Below are 21735 nucleotides of genomic sequence, written 5' to 3' on the forward strand. Positions count from 1 at the left end.
TCTCTGGCTTCTGGCCGTTCTGTCATTCCTGGGTGATGGGGCGCGTCATCAGCTGCCCGATGGCCGTCTTCACGTCGAGCGTGCCGTCGATGATGCGTGCCACCGCATCGGTGATCGGCATGTCGATGCCCATTTTGGCCGCGACGCCGGAGGCGACGGAGGCGGCGAACGCCCCCTCGACGAGGTCGCCCGACCAGCCGGCCGCGTTGCCCTCGCGCCCCAGCGCGATGCCGAAGCGCAGGTTGCGCGACTGGTGGCTGGTGCCGGTCAGCACGAGATCGCCGAGCCCGGACAGGCCCATGACGGTCACACCCTCGCCGCCGTGGCCTTCGACGAAGCGCGACAGCTCCGCAAGCCCGCGCGAAATCAGCGCCGCCCGGGCCGAATCGCCGAGCTGCGCGCCCTCGATGATGCCGCAGGCGATCGCCAGCACGTTCTTGAGCGCCCCGCCGAGCTGCACGCCGATCCGGTCCGTCGACGGATAGAGCCGGAAGGTCGGCCCGGAAAGCGCCTTTGCCAGCACCGCGCCGATCTCGATCGTGCGCGCGGCGATCACCATGGCCGTTGGCAGGCCCTTGGCGATATCGGCCGCGAAGCCCGGACCGGACAGCACCGCGATCTCGCGGCCCGGAAGCTCCTCTTCCAGCACGTCCGTCAGCAGGCGGCCCGTGTCCTTTTCCATGCCCTTGGCGCAGACCACGACGGCCGTGCCGGGCGCGAGCAGCGGCGCGAGCGTGCGCGCGGCTTCACGTTGCGCCTGCGATGGCATGGCGAAAAGCACGATGCCGGCCCCTCGCACCGCCTCGATATCGGCACTGTAGGTCAGCGCATGCGGCAGGTCGATGCCCGGCAGCGCCTTCTCGTGACGGCGTGAAAGCCGCATCGTCTCGACAATGTCGGCAGAGCGGCCGATGAGAACGACGTCCCCGCCGCTTGCCGCCGCAACGCTTGCAAGCGCGGTCCCGAAGGCACCCGCGCCGACCACGGCGATCCTGCCCGAGATGCTCATGCCTTGGCTCCCCGTTTGCCGGATCCCAGAAGCGTCGCGGCCGCCTTGTCGAGCGGCCAGCGCGAGCGCGGCGCGACGGAGAGGTCATCCGCCGAAAGCCCCGCGGCCATGCGCTCCAGCCCCGCCCAGGCGATCATCGCCGCATTGTCCGTGCAGAGCGCCAGCGGCGGCGCGATGAACCGGAACCGGTTCTTGTCGCACAGCGCCTGAAGGGTCGCGCGCAGTTCGGCATTCGCCGCAACGCCGCCGGCCACCACCAGCGCCGGTGTCGCGACATCGGGATAGAGCGTACGGAACCGCTCCAGCCCGCGGCCGATGCGATCCTTCAGCGTGCGCGAGACGGCGCGCTGGAAGGAGGCGCAGATGTCAGCGATATCCTGCTCGGTGACGGGCTCGATCGATTGCGCGGCTTGCCGCACGGCCGTCTTGAGCCCCGAAAAGGAGAAATCGAGCCGCGCTTCGCCGACGAGCGGGCGGGGAAAGGTGAAACGTTCGGCATTGCCGCGCTTCGCCATGCGCTCGACGGCCGGGCCGCCGGGATAGGGCAGGCCGAGCAGCTTGGCCGTCTTGTCGAAGGCCTCGCCGAGCGCGTCGTCGATGGTCGTGCCCCAGCGCTCGTAATCATCGACGCCGCGCACCAGCACGAGCTGGGTATGGCCGCCGGACACCAGCAGCATCAGATAGGGAAAGGCGATGCCATCGGTCAGCCGGGCCGTCAGCGCATGTCCTTCGAGATGGTTGACGGCGTAGAGCGGCTTGCCGGTCGCCCGCGCAATGGCCTTGCCCGTCATCAGCCCGACGATCAGGCCGCCGATCAGCCCCGGACCGCTGGTCGCGGCAATGGCATCGACATCCGCGAGCGTGCGTCCGGACCGCAGGAGCGCTTCGGAAATCAGGCTGTCCAGCGCCTCCACATGGGCGCGCGCCGCGATCTCCGGCACCACGCCGCCATAGGCGCTGTGCTCCTCGAGCTGGCTCAGCACCACCTCGCCCAGGATCTCGCCATGCCCGTCCGCCGCGCGTGTGACGACGGCCGCGGCGGTCTCGTCGCAGCTCGTTTCGATGCCGAGAATGGTCAGTTGGGACGACATGAAGCACTTGGGATTGATTGCGATGGGCGGTAAACCCGTTTACGAGACATCCCGGTAACAATGGATCAAGGCGGATGCAAACAAAACCTTTCCGGATCGGCACGCGCGGCAGCCCGCTGGCGCTCGCCCAGGCCCACGAGACCCGTTCGCGCCTGATGGCGGCCCATGGCCTGGCCGAAGACATGTTCGAGATCGTCGTGCTCTCCACGAAGGGCGACCGCATCACCGACCGTTCGCTGGCGCTGATCGGCGGCAAGGGCCTGTTCACCGAGGAGATCGAGGCACAGCTGGTCTCCGGCGAGCTCGATTTCGCCGTGCATTCCTCCAAGGACATGCCGACGAAACTGCCGGAAGGGCTGCATCTCTCCGCCTTCCTGCCGCGCGAGGATATCCGCGACGCCTTCATCGGCCGCGCCGCAAAGCGCCTGCTCGACCTGCCGCAGGGCGCAACGGTCGGCTCGGCCTCGCTGCGCCGGCAGGCGCTCATCCGGCGCCTGCGGCCGGACCTCAACGTCATCGTCTTCCGTGGCCAGGTCGATACCCGTCTCGGCAAGCTCGCTGCCGGCGAGGCCGATGCCACGCTGCTCGCCTATGCCGGGCTGAAGCGCCTCGGCAAGACAGATGTGCCAACCGAACTGCTCGACCCCGTTTCCTTCCCGCCGGCGCCGGCGCAGGGCGCTATCTGCATCGAAAGCCGCATCGGCGACGATCGCATCAGCGGCCTGCTTTGCGCCATCGACGACCGCACGACCCACGCCGCCGTCGCCTGCGAGCGCGCATTTCTCGCCACGCTCGACGGCTCCTGTCGCACGCCCATCGCCGGTTACGCGAGCGTCGAGGGCGACCACATCCGGTTTCGCGGCATGATCCTGACGCCGGACGGCAGCCAGTTCCACGAAATCGAGACGAGCGGCCCGGTAAGCGATGCCGCAAGCCTCGGCGCCGATGCCGGCGAGGCGATCCGCGCGAAGGCGGGAGCTGGTTTCTTCGACAGCTGGGCCTGAGCCGTGCGCGTGCTCGTGCTTCGCCCCGAGCCGGCCGCGGCCCGCACCGCCCGAACACTCTCGGCGCGAGGCCATGACGCGGTGCTGCTGCCGCTCTCGAAAGCCAAACACGATATCGAGGCCGTCAGGAAAGCGCTCGCAACGCCGCACGCGGCCATCGCCGTGACCAGCGCGGAAATCGCACGGCTGTTTTCGACGATCGGCACCAATCTTGCCCCGCATCTTTCGACACGCGTCTTCGCCGTGGGACAGGCCTCCGCCGACGCGATGAAGGCGGTCGGTTTCCATGACGTCCACGCGGCCGGCGGCGACGGCGCGGCGCTGGCCGAAAGCATCATCGCGCATGTTCGCGTTTCCGGTGCGCCGGAGAGCCCCATCCTCTATCTCGCCGGCAAGCCGCGTGCATCCGGCTTCGAGAACAGGCTGCGAGCGGGAGGCATCCCGTTCCGGACGGTCGAAAGCTACCGCATGGTGGCGCTCACCTACCCCCCGGCCGCCGTCGCATCTGCACTGCTGGAACCGGTGCCCGACGCGGTGCTTCTTTATTCACCGGAAAGTGCGCGTGCCTTCTTCGGCCTCGCGCCGCTCCTGGAAATGCCGGATCGGTTTGCGGCGCTGCGTCTTCTCTGCATGAGCCCGAATGTCGCGGCGATCGTGCCGGAACGCTTTGCCGCACAGGCCGAAACCGCCACGACGCCCGATGAGGCGAGCCTGCTCGCGCTGCTCTGACCGCAGGGCCGCGGCGGATGAATTTGCCGGCGGGGTCTTTCCCTCCCCGCCATCCCTGTCTACCTTTAGTGCAGTGCACATGAATGCAAGGAGGTCGCCATGGAACCGGAAAACCCGTCCCGTCGCAAGAAGAGCGGCGACGAACCCGTGACGATCGATCTCGAAGCCGTCCCGGCCAGCGGCGAGGAGACGCGGCAGGCTGCTGAAGAACCTGTGGCGGAAGAGACGACGCCGGCAGCAGAAACGGCCTCCGAGACGACCCCCGAGCAGGAAGACCTGAAGGACGAACCGGTCGAGCCTGCCCGCCCCACCTATGAGGAGCCCGTGCGCGCAGAGACGCCGCCGCCTTCGCAGCGCGGCAATGCCGGCACGCTGGCGGCCGGCATTCTCGGCGGCCTTATCGCGCTCGTCGGCGCCGGCAGCCTGCAATATGGCGGCTATCTGCCCGCCCCCGGCCCCGAACGCGCCGGTGACGATGCCGCCCTTTCGAGCCTGGCGAACGAGGTCGAGGCGCTGAAGGCCCGGTTGGCGGAAGCCCCGTCGGCTGCCCCGGTCGATCTCCAGCCGCTCGAAACCCGCCTTGCGGCCCTGGAAAAATCCACCGCTGACGGTGGTGGCGCATCCGGCGCGAACCCGGAAAGCGTGACGAAGCTCGAAGGCGACGTGACGCGGCTGAACAGCGAGCTTGCCGGCCTGCGTGACCAGATCGCCCGTACCAGCGAGGCGGTGGGCACCACTGAAAGCCAGCTGACCGAACGCATCGCCGCCGCCGAACAGAAACTCGACGCGCCGCGCAGCGATATCGAAATGGCCAAGGCCGTGGCCGCGAGTGCGCTCAAGACCGCCATCGATCGCGGCGGCCCGTATCTCGCGGAGCTGGAAGCCTTTGCCAGCGTCGCACCGGACGATCCGTCCATCGCGGGCCTGCGCGCCCATGCCGCCGTGGGCGTCGCGTCGCGCGCCGACCTCGCCGCCGATTTCCAGAAGACGGCCGACGCCATTCTCGACGCGGTGCACCAGCCGGACGGCGAGCAGGGCATCATGAGCCGCCTGATGGCGAGCGCCGCTTCGGCCATCCGCGTTCGCCCGGTCGGCAGCATCGAGGGCGACAGCCCCGAGGCCGTCGTCGCCCGCATCGAGAACAAGCTGCAGAACGGCGATTTCAAGGGCGCGCAGATCGAATGGCAGACCCTGCCCGAAAAAGGCCAGGCTGCCGGCGCGGATTACAAGCGCAAGCTCGACGAGCGCGTCGCGGTGGAGGAGCTGATCGGCAACGTCGTGTCCGGCGCGCTCAACGCCACGGCGAAACAGGGCTGACGGGAGAAGCTTCATGATCCGCATACTCGTTTTCGCTCTCTTCGTCCTCGCCCTTGCTGCCGGCTTTGCCTGGCTCGCCGATCGTCCGGGCGAACTCTCCATCATCTGGCAGGGCCAGCGCGCCGATATGAGCCTGATGGTGGCGGCGACGCTCGTCGTCTCATTGATCGCGGCCGTGATGTTCTGCTGGTGGCTGGTGCGGGTCGTCTGGACCTCGCCGCACTCCATCCAGCGCTATTTCCGCGCCCGCAAGCGCGACCGCGGCTATCAGGCGCTGTCGACCGGCCTGATCGCCGCCGGCGCCGGCGATGCCGCCGGTGCCCGCAAGATGCTGTCGCGCACCAGGGGCCTGCTCAGCGCCGACCAGGAACCGCTCATCCACCTGCTCGAAGCGCAGGCCGCGATGATCGAGGGCCGCTACGACGACGCGCGCAAGAAGTTCGAACTCATGGCCGATGACCCGGAAACGCGCGAACTCGGCCTGCGCGGCCTCTATCTCGAAGCCCGGCGGCTCGGCGCCAACGAGGCGGCGCGGCAATATGCCGAGCGTGCCGCCGAAAAGGCGCCCCAGCTTCCCTGGGCGACGGAAGCCGCGCTGGAATATCGCTCGGAAGCAGGCGATTGGGACGAGGCGCTGAAACTGCTCGGCGATGGCCGCTCCGGCTCGCCGGAGGACAAGAAGACCTTCGCCCGCCGCAAGGCCGTGCTGCTCACCGCTCGCGCCGCCGACAAGCTGGATGCCGACCCGAAGGGTGCGCGCGAGGATGCCCACCAGGCGCTGAAGCTGGACGAGACCTTCGTTCCCGCCGGCCTGATCGAGGCCAAGGCCTATCTGCGCGAAGATAACCTGCGCAAGGCGGCCGGCATCCTCGAAAAGCTCTGGAAGGCGACGGCGCATGCCGACGTGGCCAAGCTCTATGTCCGCGCCCGCAGCGGCGATTCGGCCACCGATCGCCTCAAGCGCGCGGAAAAGCTGGAGGCGCTGCGGCCCAACAACGCCGAGGCGCTCTATGTCGTGGCCGAGGCCGCGCTGGAAACGCGCAACTTCCCGCTTGCCCGCGCCAAGGCCGAAGCGTCCGCACGGCTTTCGCCGCGCGAAAGCGTCTTCCTTCTCCTGGCCGATATCGAGGATGCCGAGACCGGCGATCAGGGCCGTATCCGCCACTGGATGAACCAGGCGCTGAAGGCGCCGCGCGATCCGGCCTGGACTGCCGATGGCATCACATCGCCGGAATGGCGCGCCGTCTCGCCCGTCACGGGCCGCCTGGATGCCTTCGAATGGAAGACACCGGTCAGCGAATTGCAGGCGCCCGTCGAAGACGGCGCCGCAAATTCCGTCGAGGAGGCGATCCGCACCCTTCCTCCGCTCGCAATCGAGACGAAACCCGTCGCGGTCGTCGAGAACGTCGTGACCGTCGCCAAGGCCGAGCCCGAGAAACCCGTCGTTGTCGCTGAAACGGCGGTCGAGCCTGTCACGGTGAAGAGCACCAGAACGGAGACCGCCCCTGAAAAGGCTAAGCCGGCACCGGTCGAGCAGGAAGAACGTCCCTTCTATGGCCTGCCGGATGATCCGGGCGTCAAGGAAGGTCCACTCAAGCGTGACGGCACGAGCGGGTTCAGGCTGTTCTAGAAGGCGAAGTCTGCCGCGTCGAGGGGCGGCCGACGGACATGACAACAGATGGGCGCCTGCCGCAAGAAGCCGGCAGTGCCTTGCGACAATGGGGCTGATAGCAGATGTTCGAACGCCTGCAGCACTTTCTGGCGAGCCTTTCCGGCGGAGACGACAGACGGGCCTTTGCCGTCGATGACCCGCGCGTGGCGGTCATGGCACTCTGCATCCAGGTGATGGAAGCCGACGGCAAGGTGCTGGATGTCGAGAAGGCCGCACTGCGCGCCCGCTTCAAGGACTATTACGACATCGATGAAAAGGAACTGGATGCGCTTGTCGCCGCCGGCGCCGACGCCGAAAGCGAGGCCATCGATTTCTTCCACTTCACCTCGGAATTGAAGCGCCAGCTTTCGGAAGAACAGCGCATCGGGTTGATCGGCCTGCTGTGGGAAATCGTCTATGCGGATGGCGAGCGCAGCGAGATGGAGGATCACGCCATCTGGCGCATCGCCGACCTGCTCGGTGTCTCCGGCCGCGAACGCATCATGAAGCGGCAGGAAGCGGCCCAGCGCGCCGGCGCACAAGCGGCGCACGAGGAGACCGGCGAAACCTGAACCATGCCTGATCTGTCCAATTTCCCACCGCGCAAGCGCCCGGTTCTCGTGGTGCTGCACCAGGAGAGATCGAGCCCCGGCCGTGTCGGGCAGATCCTGGAAAGCATGGGCCACGCGCTGGATATCCGCCGCCCGGTGCTCGGCGATCCGCTGCCGGCAACGCTTGCCCATCATGCCGGCGCCGTCGTCTTCGGCGGGCCGATGAGCGCCAATGACGACGAGCCCTATATCCGTGACGAGGTCGACTGGCTCGCCGTTCCGCTGCGCGAGAACCGTCCCTTCCTCGGCATCTGCCTTGGCGCGCAGATGCTCGTGCGCCAGCTCGGCGGCAGGGTTTTCGGCCATAGCGAGGGCTGGACGGAAATCGGCTGGTATCCGCTGAATGCCACGCAGGCCGGCACCGCCCTGATGCCCTGGCCCGACATGGTCTACCAGTTTCACCGCGAGGGCTTCGATCTGCCGTCCGGCGCCACCCTGCTTGCCACGGGCCATCACTACGAGAACCAGGCCTTCCGTTACGCCGACAATGCCTGGGGCATCCAGTTCCACGGCGAGCTGACGCTGGCCATGATGCACCGCTGGGTCGTGCACGGCGCGCATCGTTTCGAGCTGCCAGGCGCGCAGGTGGGCAGCCTCCATCTCCATGGCCGCCTGCTGCACGACGCCGCCCTGCGGCTCTGGATGACCGCCTTCCTGGAGAGGGTCTTCCACGAGGATTGAGCGTCCGCGTTAAACATGTTGCCGCGGCGTCCGGCGCCGGCCTTGCTGGCTGCGCCCGCAATGGCTACATGTCAGCACGAAAACCATTTGGAGACATCAATGATAGCGGTCATCAACACCCTATTGTTCATCATCAATATCGCCTGGTTCCTGGTGATCGCCTCGGCGATCTTCTCCTGGCTCTATGCGTTCAACGTGATCAACACGAACAATCAGGTCATCGCCACCATCGGCCGCTCGCTCTACCAGCTGACCGAACCGATCTACCGGCCCATCCGCCGCGTGCTGCCCAATTTCGGCGGCGTGGATCTGTCGCCGCTCGTCGTGCTCGTCATCCTGTTCTTCCTGGAGCAGGTGATCCGCACGGTCCTGGCCCCGGCTCTCCTCTCCTGACCCCGTGACGACCGCGCCGGACGCCGCGATCCGGCGCCGTGACGACCATGTGCGCCTGTCGGTGCGGCTGACGCCGAACGGCGGGCGCGATGCCGTCGACGGCTGGGAAACCGGCGCCGACGGCGAAAGCCACCTCAAGGCCCGGGTCAGCGACCCGCCCGACAAGGGCAGGGCCAACAAGGCTTTGATCGCTCTTGTCGCCAAGGCCGCGGGCGTGGCGAAATCCGCCGTCAGCCTGGTGAGCGGCGATACCCAGAGAAAGAAAATCCTCCGGATCGAGGGCGACCCGGAGGATATCGTCTTGAGGCTGGACGCCGCCGTGCGGCGCTGAGCTTACTTCTGCGCGTTGTAGCGCTCGACGGCTTCGAGGATCAGCTTCTTGGCCACGGTCACGTCCTGCCAGCCGCCGATCTTCACCCACTTGCCGGGCTCCAGATCCTTGTAGTGCTCGAAGAAGTGCTCGATCTGCTTCAGCGTGATTTCCGGCAGGTCGGTATAGTTCTCGACCTTGTCGTAGCGGCGCGTCAGCTTCGGCACCGGAACGGCGATGATCTTCTCGTCCTGGCCGCCATCGTCTTCCATGACCATGACGCCGATCGGGCGCACGTTGATGACGCAGCCGGGGATGAGCGGACGCGTGTTGCAGATGAGAACGTCGATCGGGTCGCCGTCTTCGGACAGCGTGTGCGGTACGAAGCCGTAATTGCCCGGATAGGTCATCGGCGTATAAAGGAAGCGGTCGACGACAAGCGCGCCGGCGTCCTTGTCCATTTCGTACTTGATCGGATGACCGCCGACCGGCACCTCGACAATCACGTTCACGTCATCAGGCGGGTTCTTGCCAACGGAAATCGCATCGATACGCATGGGGGCTCCCTCGATTGGAAAAGCAATGATTTGCGGGCTTCCTAATGCGAATCCCGCTGCGGCGCAACATGACTTTCGCCCAAGCCGAATAGACCGGGTCCAAGCCCCGTCTTCCCCATGACCGGAGGATCCCCATGCGCCTGACGCCCCTTCTCCTTTCCGCCGCTTTCGTCTTCGGCCATGCCGCTGGCGCGAGCGCCAACGAAAGCACCTATACGGACCGCAATCTCGACGCCTGCAAGACGATTGCGCAGGAGGATGAAGGGCCGAGCGTCACGCTGCAATGCGCCGGCTACAAGGACCTCTCCGTCTATTTCAAGGAGGGGGACCTGCGCCAGAGCCAGGCCTATGGACCGGTCGGAAAGCCCTATCTCGACCAGGCCTTCGAGACTTTCGGACCGTTCAACCATACCGGTGCCAAGATCGAGTGGCGGCTTGGCGCCGACGGCACGCCGATCGCCGCCATCGCGCGCTGGTTCGTGGCCGACCCGGAGCAGACCGACAGCACCGATACCCGCTACGGCCAGATCCTCGTCGTCTCCACGATTGCGACGGCAAAGAACCCGACAAGCTGCGTCGTGGGCTATGTCGATGCGCTCGAAAACAAGGACGCCAACGCGCTGGCCCGCGAAATCGCGGACGAAAAGGCCGCCGGTTTCATTTGCGGAACGTCGCAGCCGCAATGGCGCGGCAAACAGGGAAAGTTTTCAGAACAGCCGATGCGCTATCTGCCCGACGCGGTGCAATAGGCACCGCCTAGGGCCAGACGAAGCCGACCTTCTTGAGGTCCTTCTCGCCGAAATTCTCCATGCCCTCGGCGATATCGCGACCGCCGGAGGAGCGGAAGAAGCGATAGGCGTGCTCGCTGTCCTCCAGGCACCAGACGATGAGGCCCTTGCAGCCCAGCGACTTCAGCAACAGTTTCGCCTCGCCGAAAAGCTGCCGGCCAAGGCCGATGCCCTGATATTCCGGCCGCAGGTAGATTTCGTAGATTTCCCCTTCCTGGGGGAGCGCACGGGCGCGGTTCAGGCCGAGCGTGGCATAGCCCGCGACCGTTCCGGCGACATCCAACACGAGCAGCGTGGCCGGGCCGCGGGTCGCCTTGCGCCACCACGTCTCGCCGCGGCGGTCGACCATCTGGATCAGCGGCTTGTGCGGGATGAGGCCGGCATAGGCTTGCAGCCACGAGATCCGGTGCGTTTCGGATATCGCGCGTGCGTCCTGCGGCTCGGCGCGCCGCACGTCGATCGACAGTGTCTTCATAACACCACTCATATTCCTGCACCGACTCCACCGGAATCCCGCAGGACCTGAAGGCATGCATTGCCCACAGCCGAGTTCCGGACGGCGCATGGAAAAGTTAACGCATTTTTAACAAGCGTCACAAGCCGTAAAAAGACGGCACACACATGAAAAACCCCGGCACGAAGGCCGGGGTCCAATGTGTTCCGATACGGGAATGGGCGGTTCAGGCGGCGCCGGCGGCACGCTGCTTGTCGAATCGCTTGCGGTCGTTGGCGTCGAGGAACATCTTGCGCAGACGGATCGACTTCGGCGTCACTTCCATCAGCTCGTCGTCCTGGATCCACGACAGTGCGCGGTCGAGCGTCATGCGGATCGGCGGGGTCAGCTTCACGGCTTCATCCTTGCCGGCAGCGCGGATGTTGGTGAGCTGCTTGCCCTTCAGCACGTTGACCTCGAGGTCATTATCACGGGTGTGGATGCCGATGATCATGCCCGCATAGACCTTTTCGCCCGGCTCGATGATCATCGGGCCGCGGTCTTCGAGGTTGAACATGGCATAGGCGACGGCTTCGCCCGAACCGTTCGACAGCAGCACGCCATTGACGCGGCCACCGATGGCGCCCTTGTAGGGCTGGTAGTCGTGGAAAAGGCGGTTCATGACGGCCGTGCCGCGCGTGTCCGTGAGCAGTTCCGACTGGTAGCCGATCAGGCCGCGGGTCGGTGCCAGGAACTTCAGGCGAACGCGATTGCCGCCCGACGGACGAAGCTCGGTCATCTCGGCCTTGCGCTCGGACATCTTCTGCACGACGATGCCCGAATGCTCCTCGTCAACGTCGATGACGACTTCTTCGATCGGCTCGATAGTCGTGCCGTTCTCGTCTTTTTGCATCACGACGCGCGGGCGCGATACGGCCAGTTCGAAACCTTCGCGGCGCATGGTTTCGATGAGAACCGCGAGCTGAAGTTCACCGCGACCGGAAACGTAGAACGAATCCTTGCCTTCGGCTTCTTCGATCTTGAGCGCGACGTTGCCTTCGGCTTCCTTGAACAGGCGGTCGCGGATGACGCGGCTCGTCACCTTGTCGCCTTCGGTGCCGGCAAGCGGGCTGTCGTTGACGATGAAGGACATGGTGACGGTCGGCGGGTCGATCGGCTGCGCAGTCAGCGCTTCGGAGACCGATGGGTCACAGAACGTGTCGGCGACCGTGCCCTTGGAGAGACCGGCAATCGCGACGATGTCGCCTGCATGGGCTTCGTCGATGGCCGTGCGTTCGATGCCGCGGAAGGCGAGGATTTTGGAGATACGGCCGGTTTCGATGAGCTTGCCGTCCTGGCCGAGAACCTTGACGGCCTGGTTCGGCTTGATCGAGCCGGAATGGACGCGGCCGGTGATGATGCGACCGAGGAAAGGGTTGGCCTCGAGGATCGTACCGATCATGCGGAACGGGCCTTCGGCGACCGTCGGCTCGGGAACGTGCTTGAGCACGAGGTCGAGCAGCGGTGCCATGCCTTCGTCCTGCGGTCCCTCGGGGTTGACGTTCATCCAGCCGTTACGGCCCGAACCGTAGAGGATCGGGAAGTCGAGCTGCTCATCGGTGGCGTCGAGATTGGCGAAAAGGTCGAAGACCTCGTTCAGCACTTCCTCGTGACGGCCGTCCGGACGGTCGATCTTGTTGATGGCGACGATCGGCTTGAGGCCGACCTTGAGCGCCTTGCCGACCACGAACTTGGTCTGTGGCATCGGGCCTTCCGACGAGTCGACGAGAACGATCGCGCCGTCCACCATCGAGAGGATGCGCTCGACTTCGCCGCCGAAGTCGGCGTGGCCGGGCGTGTCGACGATATTGATGCGAACACCCTTCCACTCGACCGAGGTGGCCTTGGCGAGAATGGTGATGCCGCGTTCCTTTTCGAGATCGTTCGAGTCCATCACGCGTTCGGCGACGCGCTGGTTTTCACGGAACGAGCCGGACTGCTTCAGAAGTTCGTCAACGAGCGTGGTCTTGCCATGGTCGACGTGCGCGATGATCGCGATATTGCGGATGGACATGGTTTAATCTCTGAGGTTAAGGGGCGCGCGCAAAACGAGGGCACCATCTTCAATGGCCGGGCTCTTACATGTTTTTCCGCAATTGCGAAAGGGGCGGTCGGCAACTCCGTTGCATTTCCGGCATTCGCGCGCCCTCAGGAGGAGAGCACGGGCGGCAGCGTGATGCGCCAGAGCTCCTGATCTTCCCTGTCCATGAGGCGCACCGTCATCTCGCGGCTCGCGCCGTGAATGTCGACGAGGCCGAAGAACTGGAGGCCCGCCGACGGCGGAAGGTTGCTGTCGATCCCGCCTTTCGAGGACTTGATGAACCGCACCTCCGGCCCGAAGGTCCGGTCGAGCGGCTTCGGCCCGTAGGTACCGGAATGCAGCGGCCCCGACACGAACTCCCAGAACGGCAGGAAGTCCTTGAAGACCGCGCGTGACGGATCGTAATGGTGGGCGGCGGTATAATGCACGTCCGCCGTCAGCCACACGACATTGTGGATCGCATTGTCCCGCATGAAGGCGAGAAGATCGGCGATGTCACGCTCGCGGCCCGCCGGCGGGCCGTTCAGCCCGTCCGCCACGCCCTCGAATCCCAGGCTGTTGGTATAGTCGTCCCAGATGACGAGGCCGAGCGGCATGTCGCAGGCGATGACCTTCCACGTCGCGCGCGACGCCGCCAGTTCCCGGCGCAGCCAGGCCGCCTGCCGGGGACCGAAGAGATCGTGATCGGTCGCGGAGCGGTTGGCGCTGCGATAGGAGCGCAGGTCGACGAAGAACACGTCGAGCAGCGGTCCGTAGGCGACCTTGCGGAAGATGCGGCCGGGCTCGTCCGCGCAGTAGCGGATCGTCGTCATTTCCTGGAACGCCTGCCTGGCGCGCGCCTCGTAGACGTGGATGTCCTTGTCCGGGTAGCGCCGGTCGCCGGTCAGGTCGCTGGAGGCCGACCAGTTGTTCAGCACCTCATGATCGTCCCACTGGAAGAAAGTCGGGCACTGCGCGTTGAAGGCGAGCAGGTGATCGTCGAGCAGATTGTATTTCCACTGGCCGCGGAATTCGTCCAGCGTGCGCGCCACATCGCGCTTCTCGTCGGTGACGATGCGGTTCTTCCACACGCCGCCGTCCCGCAGCGTGATCTCGTCGGGCATCGGTCCGTCGGCATAGATCGTGTCGCCGGAATGGATGAAGAAGTCCGGCTCATGGCGCAGCATGGTCGAATAGGTCTTCATGCCCACATCGTCGATGCCCCAGCCCTGCCCCGCCGTATCGCCCGACCAGACGAAGCGCACCGAGCGGTTGCGCATCGGCGCGGTGCGGAAGCGCCCGACGATCGGCTCCGAGACGAGATGGCTGGACGTGGGGTCGCTCGCCGTGAACCGGTAGAAGATATCCTGGTCCGGCAACAGGCCCTGCAACAGCGCCTTCACCGTGTGGTCGGACGAACCGGTCGCCTTGAGCAGCGGCATGCGCGCCGCATCGGTGAAGCTCTCGGTCGTCGAATACTCCAGCAAGACCTCGGCCGGGCGATCCGTGCGCGTCCACACGACGCCCGATGCTGAGTCCACGTCGCCGGACTGTACGCCATGCGAGAAGGACGGGCTGCCATGCCGGCGCGCGTAGAAGGGGACGGCGAGCGCCGAGGAGGTTGCAAGCGCACCGGCGCCGGCGGTCAGAAGAAACGACCGCCGCGTCAGCGTTTCCGGAACAATCGCCATGCCACCTCCGGCCATACCCGCGAATCGACGGGCAGACCTTCGGTCCTCGGCATGTCAGTCCGGTAACGGCACGATGACGGTTCGCCGAAAGTTCGGTAACGGGATGATGACGGCAGCAATCTCGCAGCCCCCTCATCCGCCTGCCGGCACCTTCTCCCCGCTGGGGAGAAGGGGGTTCAACCGCGACGCCTCCTTTCCCTTCTCCCCTCGCGGAGAAGGTGGCCCGATAGGGCCGGATGAGGGGGCCGCCCGCCCAAACGACAGCGCGCCCTAAGCGGCCAGCCCCTTCTTCTCCAGCATGGCCTCCGGGCTCGGCAGCTTGCCGCGGAAGGCCTTGTAGGCGTCTTCCGGGTCCACCGAACCGCCGACGGAGTAGATATAGGTCTTCAACCGTGCCGCCATCTGCGGGTTGAAGGCATCTCCCGTCTCGGTGAAGGCGGAGAAGGCATCGGCGTCCAGCACCTCCGACCACATGTAGGAATAGTAGCCGGCCGAATAACCGTCGCCGGAGAAGACGTGCTGGAAGTGCGGCGTGGCGTGGCGCATGACGATGGACTTCGGCAGGCCGATCCTGTCCAGCACCTCCGCCTGCACCGCCATCGGATCCTCTACCGGTCCACGGGTGTGGAACGCCATGTCCACCAGCGCCGAGGAGGTGAACTCCACCGTCGCGAAACCGGAATTGAAGGTGCGCGCGGCAAGAACCTTGTCGAGCAGCGCCTGCGGCATCGGCTCGCCCGTCTGGTCGTGCACGGCATAGCGCGTCAGGATTTCCGGCACCGTCAGCCAGTGTTCGTAAAGCTGCGAGGGCAGTTCCACGAAATCACGCGAAACGCCGGTGCCGGAGACCGAGGGATAGGTGACATCGGACAGCATGCCGTGCAACGCATGGCCGAATTCGTGGAACAGCGTGCGCGCATCGTCGAGCGACAGGAGCGCCGGCTTGCCCTCGGCAGGTTTCGCGAAATTGCAGACATTGTAGATGATCGGGATCTCGCCGACCGAACCGTTCGGCAGCGGCAGACGGTGCTGGCTCTGGTAGGAGCTCATCCAGGCGCCCGACCGCTTCGAGGAGCGGGCGAAATAGTCGCCGAGGAACATGGCGACCAGCCTGTCGTCCCGGTCGCGGATCTCGAAGACGCGCACATCGGGATGATAGACCGGCACGCCCTTCTTCTCGACGGCGCGAATGCCGAACAGGCGCTCTGCGACGTCGAAGCAGGCGTCGATGATCTTCTCCAGCTGGAGATAGGGCTTCAGCTCGGCCTCCGAGAAATTGAATTTCTTGGCGCGCAGCTTTTCGGCGTAGTAGCGCCAGTCCCACGGCATGACCTCGTGGTTGCGCCCCTCCTCCGCGATGAGGTCGGCCAGTTCCGCTTCTTCCTCGCGCGCCCGCGCCACGGCCTTTTCCCAGACCTGCATGAGCAGGCCGTTTACCGCCTCGGGCGTCTTGGCCATGGTGTTGTCGAGCTTCAGGGCGGCAAAGTTTTCGTAGCCGAGCAGCCCCGCCTTTTCGGAACGAAGCGCCAGCGTTTCCTTCACGATGCCGCGATTGTCCGTGTCGCCAGCATTCTCGCCGCGCGCCACCCAGGCCCGGAACGCCTGCTCGCGCAGCTCCCGGCGGGCAGAGAATGTCAGGAACGGCTCGATGATCGAGCGCGACAACGTGACGGCATAGCGCCCCTCCGCGCCGCGTTCGCGGGCCGCAGCAGCCATCGCGTCCTTCAGGAAGTCCGGCAGGCCGTCGAGCGCCTCGCCTTCGTCGAGGAACAGCACCCAGTTCTTTTCGTCTGCAAGCACGTTCTGGCCGAATTTCGCGCCGAGCCCCGCCAGCGTCTCGTTGATCGCCGAAAGCCGGTCCTGATCGGCCTTCTCCAGCTTGGCGCCCGATTTCACGAAGCCTTTCCAGTGCCGCTCCAGCACGCGCAGCTGCTCGAGCGAGAGATTGAGGCCGGCGCGCCCTTCCCACAGCGCATCGATGCGCCTGAAGAGGGCGGCATTGGTACCGATCTTCGAATAGTGGCGCGACATCTTCGGCGCGATCTCGCGTTCCAGGGCCTGGATCGTGTCATTGGTGTTGGCGCCCGCACGACTCCAGAACAGCGCGGAAACGCGCGAAAGCGCGTCGCCGGCGATCTCCAGCGCCACGACCGTGTTCTCGAAGGTCGGCACGTCGGGATTGTTGGCGATCGCGTCGATTTCCGCTTCATGGGCAGCAAGTGCTGCATCGAAGCTTGCGGCGAAGGCCTCGTCCTTGACCAGATCGAACCGCGGCAGGCCGTTGAGGCCGGTCCACTCGACGAGGGCGGGATCGATCGACGTTTCGGTCATGGAAGTTCCTTTCTGGCAAATCAGCGTGCGGCGAATATAGGAATGGACAGGGGCGTTGGTACAGGGTGCCGATGCAAAATCGGGGAACGAAAGCCGCGGCAACGCGTTTGTCGCCTGCGGCACGCTGCATCTTGACGCGGAGGGCAACTTCGGTGAAAACAGCCTTACCCGCGGCCCTTTGACATCGTTTGCCGCGGCGAACCCTGGTGCCGGGCCCCTCTGGCGAGAGTTTTTACGGCGCTCTCGTGATGTCGGTACCGCCAGCAATCAGCCGGCGGATTCATACGCACATGACTATTTTCACCATGCCTCACCCGCATGCCCGTCGTGGTATGCGCAACGTCACTTCGTCTACCTCCATGAAGATGGAGGCGCTGTCATGATCGGCACCGGCGAAGGCAAGACCACACTTTCCTATCTCAAATGGGCTCTGATATCGACCGTCATCGGCCTCGCGCTCGGCGCGTGGCTGGGCTGGCAGACCGAAGGCACGCTCGCCGGCATGGCGACCGTCTTCTTCATCTGCGCCGTCCTGGCGGTGCTCGAAATCTCGCTCTCCTTCGACAATGCCATCGTGAATGCCAACAAGCTCAAGGACATGACGCCGGTCTGGCAACGCCGGTTCCTGACCTGGGGCATTCTCATCGCCGTCTTCGGCATGCGCATCGTCTTCCCGCTCCTGATCGTCGTCATCGCGGCCGGTATCGGCCCGATCGACGCGCTCATCCTTGCTGCCCGCGAGCCGGCGGAATATGCCCGCATCATGCACGACGCGCACCTGCCCATCGCGGCATTCGGCGGCACCTTCCTGATGATGGTCGGCCTCACCTACTTCTTCAACCATGAGAAGGACGTGCACTGGATCGGCTTCATCGAGAAGCACATGGCCCGCTCGGCGACCGTCAAGGGCATCGAGATCGCCTTCGTGCTGCTGCTCATCGTGCTGTTCTCACGGCTGCTCGATGGCGAGGATGCCAACACCTTCGTCTTTTCCGCCATCTACGGTCTTCTGACCTTCCTGGCGGTGGAAGTCATCGGCGGCCTGCTCGATGCCTCGCAGAAGGCGATGTCGGAAGCCGCCAAGGGCGGTCTGGGCGCGTTCATCTACCTGGAAGTGCTGGATGCCAGCTTCTCCTTCGACGGCGTCATCGGCGCCTTCGCGCTGACGCAGAACCTGTTCATCATCGCCATCGGTCTCGGCATCGGCGCCATGTATGTGCGCTCGATGACCATCATGCTGGTGGAGAAGGGCACGCTTGCGGAATACCGCTACCTGGAGCACGGCGCGTTCTACGCGATCCTGATCCTGTCGGTGGTCATGTACTGCCAGACGCTGGTGCACATTCCCGAGGTCATCACGGGCCTGGGCGGCGCGACGCTGATCGGCATCTCGCTCTGGTCCTCGATCCGCTACAACAGGCGCGAACAGGCGCTGGGCCACCATGCCGAAGCCCCCGCCTCCGACCGCGTGGCGACCCAGCTCGGCGAGAACGCCTGACGACGGCGGCCGGCCTTCTCTCAAGTAGAGACAAAAGAAACGCCAAATACAGAAGGCCCGCCGGTCTTGCGACCAGCGGGCCTTTTCATTCGGGATTTGTTTCTGCGTTAAACGCGGGGGAAGTCGACGGGATTGATGCCCAGCGTCTTCAGGTCGCGTTCCTTCGGGCGGCGGTGCCCTTCCACGGCCGCAGCAGCTGCGTTGGCAGCGCTCAGCACGGCGAAGGCCCGGCCGAAAAAGCCCTGGGCGAAGGAATTGCGGAGGGAAGTCATTGTATTGCTCGCTTTCTGTTTTAGCTTACGTGCAATAGATGATGCTTTTCGCGCGAAAGTACAACAGACGCTTTCTCAGCCCAGCCATGCAACGGACGCAGGCCGGAAACGCGGTTCCCGGCCTGCATTGTTTTCAACGATGGACGAAAGACTTCAGTCTTCGTTGGCGGCAAACTGCGAGAGAACTTCCCCCTTGCCGCGCGCCCGCAGAACGAGCGGCACGAGCACCGCAAGCAGGGCGAGCCCGAACAGCACGGCGGCGATTGGCGACATGAAGAGCGCCGTCACGTCGCCCTGGCTGATCGCCAGCGCGCGGCGCAGCTGCTGCTCGGCCATCGGACCCAGGATCAGGCCGACGACGACGGGCGCGATCGGATAACCGAAGATGCGCATGGCGAAGCCCAGCAGGCCGAACACCAGGAGCATGCCGAGTTCGAAGACCGATGGATTGGCGCCGATGGTGCCGAGCGTCGCAAACAGCAGGATGCCGGCATAGAGCCACGGCTTGGGAATGGTCAGCAGCTTCACCCACAGGCCGATCAGCGGCAGGTTCAGCACCAGCAGCATGAAATTGGCGATGAGCAGGCTGGCGATCAGGCCCCAGACCAGCTGCGGGTTGGTCGCAAACAGCAGCGGGCCGGGTTGAAGGCCGTATTGCTGGAAGCCGGCGAGCATGATGGCCGCCGTCGCCGTCGTGGGCAGGCCGAGCGACAGGAGCGGCACCAGCGTTCCGGCGGCCGAGGCGTTGTTGGCCGCTTCCGGCCCCGCCACGCCCTCGATCGCCCCCTTGCCGAACTCGTCCTTGTGCTTGGAGAACTGCCTTTCCGTGGAATAGGACAGGAAGCTTGCAATATCCGCCCCGCCGGCCGGCATCGCGCCGATGGGAAAGCCGATGGCGGTGCCGCGCAGCCAGGGCTTCCAGGAGCGTGCCCAGTCCTGCGCGTTCATCCAGACAGAGCCTTTCACCGCCTCCACCTTTTCGGGGATGCGGTTGCCCTGACAGGCGACGAAGAGCGTCTCGCCGATGGCGAACATCGCCACGGCCAGCGTCGTCACCTCGATACCGTCGAGCAGGTCGGGAACGCCGAAGGAAAGACGCGCCTGCCCGGTCTGCTGGTCGATGCCGATCACGGCAAGGCCGAGCCCGACGAAAAGCGCCGTCAGCCCGCGCAGGGTGGAATCGCCGAACGCTGCCGACACCGTCACGAAGGCGAGCACCATCAGCGCGAAATATTCGCGCGGCCCGAAGGAGAGCGCGAACTTCACGACGAAGGGCGCGATGAAGGCAAGGCCGAGCGTGGCGATGAGGCCTGCGACGAAGGAGCCGATGGCTGCCGTCGCCAGCGCCGGGCCGCCGCGCCCCGCCCGTGCCATCTTGTTGCCTTCGAGCGCGGTGACGACGGAAGCGCTTTCCCCCGGCGTGTTGAGCAGGATCGACGTCGTCGATCCCCCATACATGCCGCCGTAATAGATGCCGGCGAACATGATGAGCGAACCGGCCGGATCGAGCTTGTAGGTGACGGGAAGAAGCAGGGCGACCGTCAGCGCCGGGCCGATGCCGGGCAGAACGCCGACGGCGGTGCCGAGCGTCACGCCGATCAGCGCATAGAGCAGGTTCATCGGCTGGGCGGCGATGACGAGCCCTTGCAGGAGGAATTCGAATGTATTCATCGCCAGGCCCTCAGAAGAACAGGTGCTCGAGCGGCCCGGTGGGCAGCGAGAGTTGCAGGAAGCGGCCGAAGATCACATAGATGACGAAGCTCAGCGCAATGCCGATCGGCAGGGAGATCCAGAGCTTGCGCCGGCCGAAACCGAACGCCGTCAGCGCGAAGAGCACGCCCGTCGCGATGGAGAAGCCGGCGGTCTTCAAAAGCAGCATCTGTCCGGCAAGGCCCGCGACGATCATCACGACCGGCTGCACCTCGACGGGTTCGCGCTCGGGAAAATCGCCGCGCCAGGCCTCGAAGGCCGTCCATACGGCAAGCAGCGCCAGCCCGACGGCGACGACATGCGGCACGGTTGCAGGGCCGATGCGCGAATAGTTGGTCACTTCCGCAAGCCGGCCGGCATCCCACCAGATGACGCAGGCAAGCAGGAACAGGACCGGCGCGATGAACAGCGCCGCCCGGTCGGGGCGGCGCTTTGCGTGAGAGGACGGGACCTCGCTCATTTGACGAGCCCGATGTCCTTGAGGATGCTTTCGGTCGCGGCCACATCCTTGTCGAGCTGTTCCTTGAAGGCGTCGCCGGCCAGATAGGTATCCTGCCAGCCCTTGGTCTTCAGCGTGTCCTTCCAGGCGGCGGACTTCACCATCTTCTCGATGTCGCCGTTGATGGTCGCGACCTGCTCGTCCGAAAGGCCGGGAGCAGCGGCGACCATGCGCCAGTTTTCCACGACGACGTCGAGGCCGCCTTCCTTGAGGGTCGGCCCGTCGATGCCTTCGATGCGCTCGGCGCTGGAAATGGCGATCAGCCGCAGCGTGCCGGCCTTCACCTGGGCCTCAAACTCGCCATAGCCGGAAATACCTGCCGTCACCTGGTTGCCGAGGATCGCGGCAAGGGCTTCGCCGCCGCCGGCATAGGCGACATAGTTGATCTTGGTCGGATCGACGCCGGCCGCCTTGGCGATCAGGCCTGCCGTGATGTGGTCCGTACCGCCGGCCGAGCCGCCCGCCCAGGACACCGCGCCCGGATCGGCCTTCAGCGCCTTCACGAGGTCTTCCAGGTTCTGGATCGGCGAGGCGGCGGGAACGACGATCGCCTCATATTCGCCGGTCAGGCGGGCGATCGGCGTCACGTCCTTGAGCGTCACCGGCGACTGGTTGGTGAGGATGGCGCCGACCATGACGTAACCGCCGACGATGAGCGCGTTCGGATTGCCGTTGTTCTGGCTGGCGAACTGGGCAAGGCCGATCGTGCCGCCGGCGCCCGGAACGTTCACCACCTGCACGCTGCCGGAAATCTTCTCGTCCTGCAGCACGGTCTGGATCGAGCGGGCCGTCTGGTCCCAGCCGCCGCCCGGGCCGGCCGGCGCGATGATCGTGTAATCGGCGGCCGCAGCCGGAAGCGCGAGGGCGCCGGCGATAAGGGATGCCAGGAAGAAATGTTTCAAGGGTCTGTCCTCCGTCAGGCGCGGATTTCGCGCATATCGTTGCTTGGCGAGAGGACACGCGCAGCCACGAACGGCATACGCCCGTTGACGGGCGCGTTGCGACGGAATTCTCCTCCCGGTCTTCCCTCCGCCTCCACGGACGAGAAGGCCCCTAAGCCAACACAGGAAGCTGACATCT

The 21735-nt window shown here is 65.4% G+C and carries 21 protein-coding genes; 10 read left to right on the forward strand and 11 right to left on the reverse strand.

Annotated features, from left to right (window positions below):
- Positions 1 to 22 precede the first annotated feature (22 nt).
- Entirely contained in the window at positions 23 to 1003 is a 981-nt protein-coding gene (locus GR158_RS18215) for an NAD(P)H-dependent glycerol-3-phosphate dehydrogenase (protein ID WP_371731751.1), read from the reverse strand.
- Positions 1004 to 1005: 2 nt separating this feature from the next.
- Positions 1006 to 2100 (reverse strand): tRNA (adenosine(37)-N6)-threonylcarbamoyltransferase complex transferase subunit TsaD, encoded by a 1095-nt coding sequence (gene tsaD / locus GR158_RS18220; RefSeq protein WP_160872080.1) that lies wholly within the window; start codon positions 2098 to 2100, stop codon positions 1006 to 1008.
- Between the two features lie 74 nt (positions 2101 to 2174).
- On the opposite strand from tsaD, the gene hemC reads away from it, so the two are divergent.
- The 8 genes from hemC (at position 2175) to GR158_RS18260 (ending at position 8817) form a co-directional block, all read left to right on the forward strand.
- Positions 2175 to 3104, forward strand: a complete 930-nt coding sequence (gene hemC, locus GR158_RS18225; RefSeq protein WP_160872081.1) for a hydroxymethylbilane synthase — start codon at positions 2175 to 2177, stop codon at positions 3102 to 3104.
- 9 nt (positions 3105 to 3113) lie between these two features.
- Positions 3114 to 3833 (forward strand): uroporphyrinogen-III synthase, encoded by a 720-nt coding sequence (locus GR158_RS18230; protein ID WP_160872082.1) that lies wholly within the window; start codon positions 3114 to 3116, stop codon positions 3831 to 3833.
- Positions 3834 to 3932: 99 nt separating this feature from the next.
- Positions 3933 to 5150, forward strand: coding sequence for a COG4223 family protein (locus tag GR158_RS18235; protein WP_134649312.1), 1218 nt, complete (start codon positions 3933 to 3935; stop codon positions 5148 to 5150).
- 13 nt (positions 5151 to 5163) lie between these two features.
- Positions 5164 to 6780 carry a heme biosynthesis protein HemY gene (locus GR158_RS18240; RefSeq protein WP_160872083.1) on the forward strand — a complete coding sequence of 539 codons (1617 nt, stop codon included), beginning with the start codon at positions 5164 to 5166 and terminating at the stop codon, positions 6778 to 6780.
- A gap of 104 nt (positions 6781 to 6884) precedes the next feature.
- A complete protein-coding gene (locus tag GR158_RS18245) occupies positions 6885 to 7373 on the forward strand; it encodes a TerB family tellurite resistance protein (RefSeq protein WP_134649310.1) in 489 nt (162 codons plus the stop codon).
- 3 nt (positions 7374 to 7376) lie between these two features.
- Positions 7377 to 8093 carry a glutamine amidotransferase gene (locus GR158_RS18250; protein ID WP_134649309.1) on the forward strand — a complete coding sequence of 239 codons (717 nt, stop codon included), beginning with the start codon at positions 7377 to 7379 and terminating at the stop codon, positions 8091 to 8093.
- 99 nt (positions 8094 to 8192) lie between these two features.
- Entirely contained in the window at positions 8193 to 8486 is a 294-nt protein-coding gene (locus tag GR158_RS18255; protein ID WP_134649308.1) for a YggT family protein, read from the forward strand.
- Between the two features lie 4 nt (positions 8487 to 8490).
- A complete protein-coding gene (locus GR158_RS18260; protein ID WP_371731745.1) occupies positions 8491 to 8817 on the forward strand; it encodes a DUF167 domain-containing protein in 327 nt (108 codons plus the stop codon).
- Positions 8818 to 8819: 2 nt separating this feature from the next.
- Here GR158_RS18260 and ppa read toward each other — a convergent pair whose 3' ends face one another.
- Positions 8820 to 9353, reverse strand: coding sequence for an inorganic diphosphatase (gene ppa / locus GR158_RS18265; protein ID WP_134649307.1), 534 nt, complete (start codon positions 9351 to 9353; stop codon positions 8820 to 8822).
- 134 nt (positions 9354 to 9487) lie between these two features.
- Between ppa and GR158_RS18270 the strand changes: the two genes are divergently transcribed.
- Positions 9488 to 10102 carry a hypothetical protein gene (locus GR158_RS18270; protein WP_160872084.1) on the forward strand — a complete coding sequence of 205 codons (615 nt, stop codon included), beginning with the start codon at positions 9488 to 9490 and terminating at the stop codon, positions 10100 to 10102.
- Positions 10103 to 10109: 7 nt separating this feature from the next.
- On the opposite strand, the gene GR158_RS18275 is transcribed toward GR158_RS18270, so the two are convergent.
- The 4 genes from GR158_RS18275 to GR158_RS18290 form a co-directional block, all read right to left on the reverse strand.
- Positions 10110 to 10616, reverse strand: a complete 507-nt coding sequence (locus GR158_RS18275; RefSeq protein WP_134649305.1) for a GNAT family N-acetyltransferase — start codon at positions 10614 to 10616, stop codon at positions 10110 to 10112.
- Positions 10617 to 10821: 205 nt separating this feature from the next.
- Complete coding sequence (typA, locus tag GR158_RS18280; protein WP_134649304.1) at positions 10822 to 12648, reverse strand: translational GTPase TypA; 1827 nt, start codon at positions 12646 to 12648, stop codon at positions 10822 to 10824.
- Positions 12649 to 12782: 134 nt separating this feature from the next.
- Positions 12783 to 14345 carry an alkaline phosphatase gene (locus GR158_RS18285; protein ID WP_160872085.1) on the reverse strand — a complete coding sequence of 521 codons (1563 nt, stop codon included), beginning with the start codon at positions 14343 to 14345 and terminating at the stop codon, positions 12783 to 12785.
- Positions 14346 to 14615: 270 nt separating this feature from the next.
- Entirely contained in the window at positions 14616 to 16676 is a 2061-nt protein-coding gene (locus GR158_RS18290) for a M3 family metallopeptidase (protein WP_160872086.1), read from the reverse strand.
- A gap of 379 nt (positions 16677 to 17055) precedes the next feature.
- Between GR158_RS18290 and GR158_RS18295 the strand changes: the two genes are divergently transcribed.
- Entirely contained in the window at positions 17056 to 18174 is a 1119-nt protein-coding gene (locus tag GR158_RS18295) for a DUF475 domain-containing protein (RefSeq protein WP_160872087.1), read from the forward strand.
- 107 nt (positions 18175 to 18281) lie between these two features.
- Here the strand turns inward: GR158_RS18295 and GR158_RS25195 are convergent, their stop codons facing one another.
- From GR158_RS25195 to GR158_RS18310, 4 genes are all read right to left on the reverse strand, one after another.
- The gene (locus GR158_RS25195; protein ID WP_167719080.1) at positions 18282 to 18446 is read right to left on the reverse strand and encodes a hypothetical protein; all 165 of its coding nucleotides are present in this window, start codon (positions 18444 to 18446) and stop codon (positions 18282 to 18284) included.
- Positions 18447 to 18599: 153 nt separating this feature from the next.
- Positions 18600 to 20117 (reverse strand): tripartite tricarboxylate transporter permease, encoded by a 1518-nt coding sequence (locus tag GR158_RS18300; RefSeq protein ID WP_134649300.1) that lies wholly within the window; start codon positions 20115 to 20117, stop codon positions 18600 to 18602.
- A 10-nt stretch (positions 20118 to 20127) separates the two neighbouring features.
- The gene (locus GR158_RS18305) at positions 20128 to 20616 is read right to left on the reverse strand and encodes a tripartite tricarboxylate transporter TctB family protein (RefSeq protein ID WP_160872088.1); all 489 of its coding nucleotides are present in this window, start codon (positions 20614 to 20616) and stop codon (positions 20128 to 20130) included.
- Entirely contained in the window at positions 20613 to 21557 is a 945-nt protein-coding gene (locus GR158_RS18310) for a tripartite tricarboxylate transporter substrate binding protein (RefSeq protein ID WP_134649298.1), read from the reverse strand. Before GR158_RS18310 ends, GR158_RS18305 begins: the two co-directional genes overlap by 4 nt.
- Positions 21558 to 21735 lie beyond the last annotated feature (178 nt).

Source organism: Shinella sp. AETb1-6, from assembly GCF_009826875.1.
Taxonomy (GTDB): Bacteria; Pseudomonadota; Alphaproteobacteria; order Rhizobiales; family Rhizobiaceae; genus Shinella; species Shinella sumterensis.

Coding starts and splice junctions, on each gene's coding strand:
- tsaD (WP_160872080.1), bottom strand. CDS start 2,100: ATGTCGTCCCAACTGACCATTCTCGGCATCGAAACGAGCTGCGACGAG.
- hemC (WP_160872081.1), top strand. CDS start 2,175: ATGCAAACAAAACCTTTCCGGATCGGCACGCGCGGCAGCCCGCTGGCG.
- GR158_RS18235 (WP_134649312.1), top strand. CDS start 3,933: ATGGAACCGGAAAACCCGTCCCGTCGCAAGAAGAGCGGCGACGAACCC.
- GR158_RS18240 (WP_160872083.1), top strand. CDS start 5,164: ATGATCCGCATACTCGTTTTCGCTCTCTTCGTCCTCGCCCTTGCTGCC.
- GR158_RS18245 (WP_134649310.1), top strand. CDS start 6,885: ATGTTCGAACGCCTGCAGCACTTTCTGGCGAGCCTTTCCGGCGGAGAC.
- GR158_RS18250 (WP_134649309.1), top strand. CDS start 7,377: ATGCCTGATCTGTCCAATTTCCCACCGCGCAAGCGCCCGGTTCTCGTG.
- GR158_RS18255 (WP_134649308.1), top strand. CDS start 8,193: ATGATAGCGGTCATCAACACCCTATTGTTCATCATCAATATCGCCTGG.
- ppa (WP_134649307.1), bottom strand. CDS start 9,353: ATGCGTATCGATGCGATTTCCGTTGGCAAGAACCCGCCTGATGACGTG.
- GR158_RS18270 (WP_160872084.1), top strand. CDS start 9,488: ATGCGCCTGACGCCCCTTCTCCTTTCCGCCGCTTTCGTCTTCGGCCAT.
- GR158_RS18275 (WP_134649305.1), bottom strand. CDS start 10,616: ATGAAGACACTGTCGATCGACGTGCGGCGCGCCGAGCCGCAGGACGCA.
- typA (WP_134649304.1), bottom strand. CDS start 12,648: ATGTCCATCCGCAATATCGCGATCATCGCGCACGTCGACCATGGCAAG.
- GR158_RS18285 (WP_160872085.1), bottom strand. CDS start 14,345: ATGGCGATTGTTCCGGAAACGCTGACGCGGCGGTCGTTTCTTCTGACC.
- GR158_RS18290 (WP_160872086.1), bottom strand. CDS start 16,676: ATGACCGAAACGTCGATCGATCCCGCCCTCGTCGAGTGGACCGGCCTC.
- GR158_RS18295 (WP_160872087.1), top strand. CDS start 17,056: ATGATCGGCACCGGCGAAGGCAAGACCACACTTTCCTATCTCAAATGG.
- GR158_RS25195 (WP_167719080.1), bottom strand. CDS start 18,446: ATGACTTCCCTCCGCAATTCCTTCGCCCAGGGCTTTTTCGGCCGGGCC.
- GR158_RS18300 (WP_134649300.1), bottom strand. CDS start 20,117: ATGAATACATTCGAATTCCTCCTGCAAGGGCTCGTCATCGCCGCCCAG.
- GR158_RS18305 (WP_160872088.1), bottom strand. CDS start 20,616: ATGAGCGAGGTCCCGTCCTCTCACGCAAAGCGCCGCCCCGACCGGGCG.